This window comes from Mycobacterium sp., from assembly GCF_035603715.1.
Lineage (GTDB): Bacteria > Actinomycetota > Actinomycetes > Mycobacteriales > Mycobacteriaceae > Mycobacterium.
Map to the genome: position 1 here is coordinate 1 of NZ_DATNJW010000573.1, position 3295 is coordinate 3295.

The window sequence follows — 3295 nt, forward strand, 5'->3', positions numbered from 1 at the left end:
CACGCCGAATGCCACGCAATGGCAGTCATTTTCGTGGTTTGTAGTCCGGCCGAGGCGGACGCGCGATGACCCGCAGACATGATCCAGCCTGGGTTTGGATGATCGGTGCGTTCGCCGGCGGGCTCGCGCTCGCCGGGGTCGTCCTGGCCGATTACGGCACCGGTCCCGTCGGCATCGGGCAGGCGGTTCGCTACACGGCGCGCTGGTCGTTCCTTTTTTTCTGGCTTTCCTATACCGGCGGCGCGCTGGCCATCCTGTTCGGCCCAGCCTTGGCCGGTCTGGCTCGCCGGGCGCGAGGCCTGGGCCTGGCCTTCGCCGCCGCGCTGCAGGTCCACATCGGATTGGTCATCTGGCTGGGCGTCGTCATCGGCCAGATTCCGCTACAGGGCGGCATCTTGTTGTTCTTCCTGGCCGGACTGTTCTGTACCTATCTGTTGGTGCTGCTGTCCTTCGGAATCGGAACGCGCACCCTGGGACGTCTGTGGCGGCCACTGATCTTCCTGGCCACGACTTACATTCTGATCGCCTTCGGCCGAGATTTTCTGCTGGACGCACCCGCGCAGCTGACACAGCATTGGCTCTCCTTCGTCGAATATGTGCCGTTCGCACTGTTGAGCCTTATTGCGATCCCGCTGCGCCTGGCCGCGTTACTTCGTCAGCGCCTGGAATCGTGGCCGGTTTCTACGAAGCCGGCGACACGAACACTGGTTGATCGTTGACCAGAGCGAAATCCATTGCCGTAGGGGGCATGTTGTCGACGCCAACCAAGGACGATATGAAGCCGTCGACGCAGGCAAACCTCGTCCGGCTAACAGGCTTAGAAGTTCTGGCACGCCTACCGGTGGAGATCATGCGCGCCGAGCGGCGGGCAGGCCGCAACACCGCTGGGTTCATATCAGGCTACGAAGGTTCGCCCCTGGGCGGATACGACATGGAGCTCAACCGCCACCACGCCCTACTAGACGAGTACGGCATCATCTTCCGGCCGGGCGTCAACGAAGAGCTTGCAGCGACGGCCGTTCAGGGAAGCCAGCTCGCGTCGGCGTCACCGGAATGCACGGTCGACGGCGTCATCGGGTTCTGGTACGGCAAATCGCCAGGGTTGGATCGGGCGTCGGATGCGTTCCGGCACAACGTTCTGATGGGCGTGCCCGCCAACGGCGGAGCCCTCGTCTTCGTTGGTGACGACGCGTCAGCGAAGTCATCGACGGTGCCCGGCGCATCGGAACGGTTGCTCGCTGATTTGGGCATTCCCACGCTATACCCGGCGGACCCTCAACAGATCCTGGACCTCGGCCTACATGCCGCGGCGATGTCACGAGCCAGCGGCCTATGGGTGGCGCTCAAGATATCGACCGACGTTGCCAACGGCTCTATGACAGTCGATGTCGCCGCCGGCCGCGTAAACCCCGTGGGACCTGTCCGCGCAGTGGACCACGCAGTCACGGCGAAGATGATGCAGCCGGGGCTTGGAGTTCTGGAACGCAGTCGAGACGGCGAACGGCGTCAGGCTGCAATCGATTACGCCGCGCGAAATCAACTCGACCTCGTCACTGCGCATGGTGTCCTCGACGACATCGGGATCATCGCCGCCGGACCCACGTTCCTCCACGTTCGTGAAGCTTTGCGGCGGATGGGTCTCGACGATATGAGGCTGGCGCAACACGGAATTCGCCTGCTTCAGCTTGGGATGATCGACCCCATCGAGCCGCGCACGCTGAAAGGCTTCGTCTCAGGCCTGCAGAAGATCATCGTGGTCGAGGACAAACGGCCCTTCATTGAAACCGCGGTCCGCGACCAGCTTTACGATCACAACGAGGGCGGGCCGTTGATCGTCGGCAAGCGGAATATCAAGGACGGCCCGGCGTTCCCACCCAACGGCGAACTCACCGCCGACACGATCGCCCCCGTGCTCGCGGCAATTCTGCTGGGCCACAGCGAGCTTCCCTCGGTCCGGGAGTGGCTCAACGGGCGCCAATCACCGAAATCGCGGCTGACGCTTCCCTTGGTAACTCGCAGCCCTTATTTCTGTTCGGGGTGTCCGCACAATTCGTCGACGAAGGCGCCTGATGGCTCGTTGGTCGGCGCTGGCATCGGGTGCCACGGTCTAGTCACGCTCATGGACGAGAAACTGGTGGGCACTATCACCGGGCTGACTCAGATGGGCGGCGAGGGCGCGCAGTGGATCGGAATGAGTCCTTTTGTCCAGCAGTCCCATTTGATCCAGAACCTGGGGGATGGCACTTTTCATCATTCCGGCAGCCTCGCGGTGCGCGCCGCCGTCGCAGCCGGCTCTCACATCACCTACAAAATCCTCTACAACTCCGCGGTCGCGATGACGGGCGGTCAGCAGCCCGAAGGCGCACTCACCGTGAAGGATCTCGCGCGGGCGTTGCTTGCCGAGGGGGTCACGCGGATCATCGTCACCACTGACGACCCGAAACGATACCGCCGCAACGACCTACCGCGTGGTGTGCGTTGCTGGCATCGCGATCGTCTGGGCGAGGCGCAGCGGACGCTGGCTGCCACACCGGGTGTCACGGTCATCATCCACGATCAGGAGTGCGCTACCGAGCTGCGTCGTAAGCGCAAGCGCGGCACAGTAGTTCAACCCGTTCAACGCGTCATGATCAACGAGCGGGTGTGTGAGGGCTGTGGGGACTGTGGCGCGAAGTCAAATTGCCTGTCGGTTCAGCCGATCGAGACCGAGTTCGGTCGGAAAACGCGGATCGACCAGTCTTCGTGCAATTTCGACTTCTCCTGCCTCAAAGGAGATTGTCCGGCCTTCATGACAATAGTGCCTAGCCGCTCAAGCCCCGCAAAAGTGACATTGAGGGAACTCGAGACGGCTGATCTCCCCGGACCGCCTCAGCTGGCCGCCGTGCCGCACACCACCCGAATCACCGGCATCGGTGGATCCGGTGTTGTCACTGTCGCTCAGACGCTGGCCGCAGCCGCGACAATTGCGGGGCGCTACGTTCGCACTCTGGACCAGACCGGCCTGGCCCAAAAGGGCGGAGCGGTGGTTTCCGACATAAAAATCTTCGATCATTCGACAGCGGTGGCCAGCCGCGCCGGCGAAGGCGAATGCGACCTGTACCTAGGTTGCGATTTGCTGGTCGCGGCCGAGGCTGGCTACCTGCTCGCTGCCGATCCGCACCGCACGGTTGCGGTGGTCTCTTCGTCGGCGGTGCCAACCGGCCAAATGGTCGTCGACCCGGACACCACGTTCCCGGCAATCAGTCAGGCGATGGCGCCGATACTTGAGGCCACTCGCGCCGAGCATGCCGTCATC

2 protein-coding genes are annotated in these 3295 nt (G+C 63.1%); both read left to right on the plus strand.

Going from position 1 to position 3295, the window contains the following annotated elements:
* Window positions 1-98 precede the first annotated feature (98 nt).
* Window positions 99-719, plus strand: coding sequence for a hypothetical protein (locus VN856_RS23490; RefSeq protein WP_325693639.1), 621 nt, complete (start codon window positions 99-101; stop codon window positions 717-719).
* 56 nt (window positions 720-775) lie between these two features.
* A partial coding sequence (locus VN856_RS23495; RefSeq protein WP_325693641.1) for an indolepyruvate ferredoxin oxidoreductase family protein occupies window positions 776-3295 on the plus strand: 2520 nt, incomplete at its 3' end.

Excerpts from the sequence above, each read along its gene's own strand:
- VN856_RS23490 (WP_325693639.1), top strand. The coding sequence starts at position 99 with ATGATCGGTGCGTTCGCCGGCGGGCTCGCGCTCGCCGGGGTCGTCCTG.